At 75.1% G+C, this 4,442-nt stretch carries 3 protein-coding genes; all 3 read left to right on the top strand.

Features of this window, described 5'->3' with window-relative positions; translation table 11 throughout:
• The first annotated feature begins 124 nt into the window (after positions 1-124).
• The 3 genes from ACFCV8_RS26430 (at position 125) to ACFCV8_RS26420 (ending at position 4,357) form a co-directional block, all read left to right on the top strand.
• Positions 125-1,240, top strand: a complete 1,116-nt coding sequence (locus ACFCV8_RS26430; RefSeq protein ID WP_376687937.1) for a substrate-binding domain-containing protein — start codon at positions 125-127, stop codon at positions 1,238-1,240.
• 169 nt (positions 1,241-1,409) lie between these two features.
• Positions 1,410-2,450: a hydroxyacid dehydrogenase gene (locus ACFCV8_RS26425; protein WP_376687936.1), complete on the top strand. Its 1,041-nt coding sequence runs from the start codon at positions 1,410-1,412 to the stop codon at positions 2,448-2,450.
• On the top strand, positions 2,447-4,357 hold the full coding sequence (locus ACFCV8_RS26420; protein ID WP_376687935.1) for a DUF2264 domain-containing protein: 1,911 nt from the start codon (positions 2,447-2,449) through the stop codon (positions 4,355-4,357). The genes ACFCV8_RS26425 and ACFCV8_RS26420 overlap by 4 nt, the downstream gene beginning before the upstream one ends.
• Positions 4,358-4,442 lie beyond the last annotated feature (85 nt).

The raw sequence follows: 4,442 nt of genomic DNA, 5'->3' as shown, positions 1-4,442 counted from the left end.
TCCCGGACCTCCGCCCACGACGAGCGGCGGTCCGGGAGGGCCGATCGCTATGCTGCGAGCCCGACGCCCGCCCGAAGCGTTCGAACGGGCAGTACGGCGGCAGTACGGCGAGGGGGCAGCAGGCATGCGGGAGCCGGCGGAACTGAGGCGGCAGCGGATCCTGTCGGTGGTGGAGTCGCGCGGCGCCGTCCGCATCACCGTGCTCGCGGCCGAACTGGACGTCTCGGTCGTCACGGTCCGGCGGGACGTCGAGGAACTGACCCGGTCCGGTCGGCTGCGCCGCGGGCACGGGGTGGCCCGCCCGGTACGCGATCCGGTGGCCCCGGCCCCGGCGGACCGGACGCTCCGGGACCGGGGGCCGTCCCCGGACGCCGGCGCGGTCGCCCTGGTCGTACCGGAGCGGCACTCCTATCTGTACGAGACCCTGCACGGCGCCCGGTCCGCCCTGGAGGAGTCCGGCATCCGGATCGCCCTGCACATCGCACCCCCCTCGCCCGGTGCCGAACGCGCCCTGGTCGAGCGGGCGCTGGCGGACGGGGTGCGCGGACTGCTGATCGCACCGCGCTGGCCCGGACTCCACGCGGAGGAGCGGGACCACGGCTGGCTGGCCGACGTGGGGGTGCCGACCGTGCTGATGGAGCGGCGTCCCCGGCCGGGCAGCCCGCTGCACGCCCTGGATTCCGTCTGTTCGGATCACTGGTACGGGACGCATCTGGCCGTGGAACACCTGGTCGCGCTGGGGCACCGCCGGATCGTGCTGGCCGCCCGCGACGACAGCCCGACGGCGCGCAGCGTCCGGGCCGCGTTCGCCGGGATCGCCGCGGCCCGCCCCGAGGTGACGGACTGGACGGTGGTGCTGAGCTCGCCCCTGGCCGCGGCCGACGGCCGGGGTGCCGCCGTCGACCTCGCCGCGCTGCTGCGGGAGCGGGCCGCGACGGCGGCCGTGCTGCACGGCGACGTGGACGCGCTGATGCTGGTTCAGCGGCTGGCGGAGAACGGGGTCGAGGTGCCCCGGGACTGCTCGGTGGTGGCGTACGACGACGGGGTCGCGGCCCTGGGGAGCCCGCCGCTGACGGCGGTGGCGCCTCCGAAGACCGAGATCGGCCGGGCCGCCGCCGAGCTGCTGCTGCACCGGCTGTCCGGGGCCGTGGGTGCCGGCGGCCCGGTGCGCCGGACGGAGCTGCTGCCCACCTTGGAAGTGCGGGGATCGACGCGGGCCCTGGAACCTGCCACTGAATGATCGTTTGACCGTTTTATTTTCTTCTGATCGATCCCTTGACCAGTTCCGATCAGCCGATCAGGATTTCCATGAGCCGTTCCGGCGGCCGCGGAAGGCATCCCTGCCCGGCCGGCAGAGCCGTCGATCCGTGCTCGGAGACCCGGCCGTCCGCACCTCCACCTGGAGAGAGATGTCCCGTACCGCACCCGGCACCCCGGTCGACCGCAACCGGCCGCGTGCCGCCGTCGCCATGAAACCGGCGGCCGCCGCCGCGCTGCTCGACGCCCCGTCCCTGGCCGCGCTCGACGCGGTGTGCGAGCTGTCCCCGCTGCCCGTGCTCGACGACTTCTCCACCGACCGGGCCCGTTCCGTACTGGCCGAGGCCGAGGTCCTGATCACCGGCTGGGGCTGCCCGCCGATCGACGCGGCGGCCCTGGCCTCGGCGCCCCGGCTGCGTGCGGTGGTGCACACCGCGGGCAGCGTCCGCGGACACATCACCGAGGCGTGCTGGGAGCGCGGCATCGAGGTGTCGTCGGCCGCCGCCGCCAACGCCCTGCCGGTGGCGGAGTACACCGTCGCGATGATCCTGCTCTCCGGCAAGCGGGTCCTGGAGCGGTCCCACGACTACCGCACGCTGCGCCGCCGGGACGACTGGCTGGAGGCCCCCGGCCACATCGGCAACTACGGCCGCACCGTGGGCATCCTGTCCGCCTCGATGATCGGCCGCCGCGTCGTCGAGCTGCTGCGCCCCTACGACCTCACGGTCCTGCTGCACGACCCGTACGTCTCCGGGGCGGAGGCCGCCGAGCTGGGCGTGCGCTCCGTCGGCCTCGCCGAACTCTTCGAGCGGAGCGACGTGGTGAGCGTCCACGCCCCGCTGCTGCCCGCCACCCGCGGGCTCGTCAGCCGTGAGCTGCTGACCTCGATGCGCCAGGACGCCGTGCTCGTCAACACCGCGCGCGGCGCCGTCGTCGACCAGGACGCGCTCGTCGACGTGCTCCGCCAGGAGCGCATCCGGGCCGTCCTCGACGTCACCGACCCCGACGAACTGCCCGCCGCGCACCCGCTCTGGGAGTGCCCGGGCGCCCTGATCACCCCGCACCTCGCGGGCTCCCAGGGCAACGAACTGCGACGGCTGGTCGACCTGGCGGCCGCCGAGACCGGCCGCTGGGCCGCGGGCGACGGCTTCGCCCACCCCGTACGACGCGAAAGGCTGGCGTTTCTCGCATGACCGCCGCACACCCGCCCTCCCCCATCGGACTCCCCGCCGAGGACCGGGAGTCGAGCCCGCACACCGGTTACACCCGGGCCCACTGGGAGGCCACCGCCGACGGGCTGCTGCGGGCCGCCTGGCAGTGGGCCACACCGGGCGGCGCGCTGCTGGACCTGCCGGGCAGGCCGTCCTTCTCCGGAGTGCGTTCCGACGGTCTGGAGGGGTACGCGCGCACCTTCCTCGCCGCCGCCTTCCGGGTGGCGGGCGCGGACGGCGAGGACCCCTTCGGCTGGCTCGGCCGGTACGCGGACGGGCTGGCGGCCGGGACCCGTACCCCGGGCCGTGAGGACGCCGAGTCCTGGCCGCTGATCCGCGGCCACTCCGTCTTCGGCCAGCCCATGGTCGAGTCCGCCTCGGTCGCCACCGGTCTGCGGCTGACCCGGCCGTGGCTCTGGGACCAGCTGGACGACGGGGTGCGTGACCGGACCGAGGCGTGGCTGCGCGACGCGCTGCGGCACGTCCCCGCCCCCAACAACTGGTACCTGTTCCCGTACTCCGTGGCCGGGTTCCTGGAGTCCGTGGGCCGGGGCGACGCCGAGACCGCGCGGGCCAAGGAGCGCGCGGTCGGCCTGCTGGAGGGCTGGTACCGGGGCGACGGCTGGTACGCGGACGGCGACGGCCGGGCCTTCGACCACTACAACGGCTGGGCGCTGCACCTCTATCCGGTACTGGACGCGTACCTGTCGGGCGACGCTGAGCTGTCCGCCCATTACGGGGGCCGGCTGCGCGAGCACCTGGAGGGCTTCTCGCTGCTGTTCGGCGGCGACGGCGCGCCGATCCACTTCGGCCGCTCGCTGACCTACCGGTTCGCGGCCGCCTCCTCGGTCGCGATGGGCGCGGTCAGCGGGCACACCCCGCTCGCACCGGGGGCCTCGCGGCGGGTGATCAGCGGTGCGCTGCGCTACTTCCTGGACCGGGGCGCGACCGGCACGGACGGGCTGCTGAACCTGGGCTGGCACGGCCCGCACCAGGCGTCGCTGCAGAGCTACTCGGCGCCCGCGTCGCCGTACTGGGCGTCCAAGGCCTTCGTGGCACTGCTCGCCCCGCAGGATCATCCGCTGTGGACGGCGGTCGAGGAGCCCGCGCCGAGCGAGGGCCCCGACCGGGTGCTCGCCCTGCCCACGCCGGGACTGCTCGTCCAGTCGACCCGCGCCGACGGGATCGTACGGCTGCACAATCACGGCAGCGACCATGTGCGCGTGAACGAGGGCGAGGGGCAGGTCGAGGACGACCCGCTGTACAGCCGCCAGTCGTACTCCACGGTGACCGGACCCACGGCCCCGGGCAACGCGGCCGACAACCATCTGGCCGTGGTGGTCGCCGGGGTGCGCAGCGAGCGCCGGATCATCCGTGCGCTGGGCGCCGGAGGGGGCGAGGGCTGGGGCTGGGCCGCCTCCTGGCACCGCCCGGTGTTCACCTCGGGCTCCGCGATGGTGCCGGGGCTGCGGGTGGAGAGCGTGACGGTGGTGCGCGGCCGGTACGAGCTGCGGGTGCACCGGGTGCTGGGCGCGCCGGACGGGGCCCGGGTGGAGCAGACCGGCTGGGCGACCGGCCGCGACGACAATCTGGTCTCCGCACTGCACGGGCTGCACGGCTGGGAGTCCCCCGACGAGGTCCGGGCCCCGCAGGGCACCGCGTACACGCCCTGGGCGGTGATGCCCCGGCTGTCGGCGCCCGCCGACGGCGACGGCGGCACGGCGGTGCTGGTCGCGCTCGCCTCGCTGACCGCCGAGGCGGACGCGGCGCCGCTCGACCCGGTGGTGAGCGGTGTGGTGGTGGACTCGGACGCGGTGGAGGTGCGCTGGGCACAGGACGGGGCGACGACCCGGATCGGCTTCGCCCCGGTGACCGTCACGCACGGCTGAGATCCGGCGACCGTCACGCACGGTTCGCACGTCGCGACGGTCACACGGAGTGGAGTGGTGGGGGGGGGGGGCCCGGGTGGGGGGC

The organism is Streptomyces sp. NPDC056347 (genome assembly GCF_042262625.1).
GTDB lineage: Bacteria > Actinomycetota > Actinomycetes > Streptomycetales > Streptomycetaceae > Streptomyces.
Note: the sequence above shows the minus strand (reverse complement) of the source record. Positions and strands in the feature narration are given on the sequence as shown.

Excerpts from the sequence above, each read along its gene's own strand:
- ACFCV8_RS26430 (WP_376687937.1), top strand. The coding sequence starts at position 125 with ATGCGGGAGCCGGCGGAACTGAGGCGGCAGCGGATCCTGTCGGTGGTG.
- ACFCV8_RS26425 (WP_376687936.1), top strand. The coding sequence starts at position 1,410 with ATGTCCCGTACCGCACCCGGCACCCCGGTCGACCGCAACCGGCCGCGT.
- ACFCV8_RS26420 (WP_376687935.1), top strand. The coding sequence starts at position 2,447 with ATGACCGCCGCACACCCGCCCTCCCCCATCGGACTCCCCGCCGAGGAC.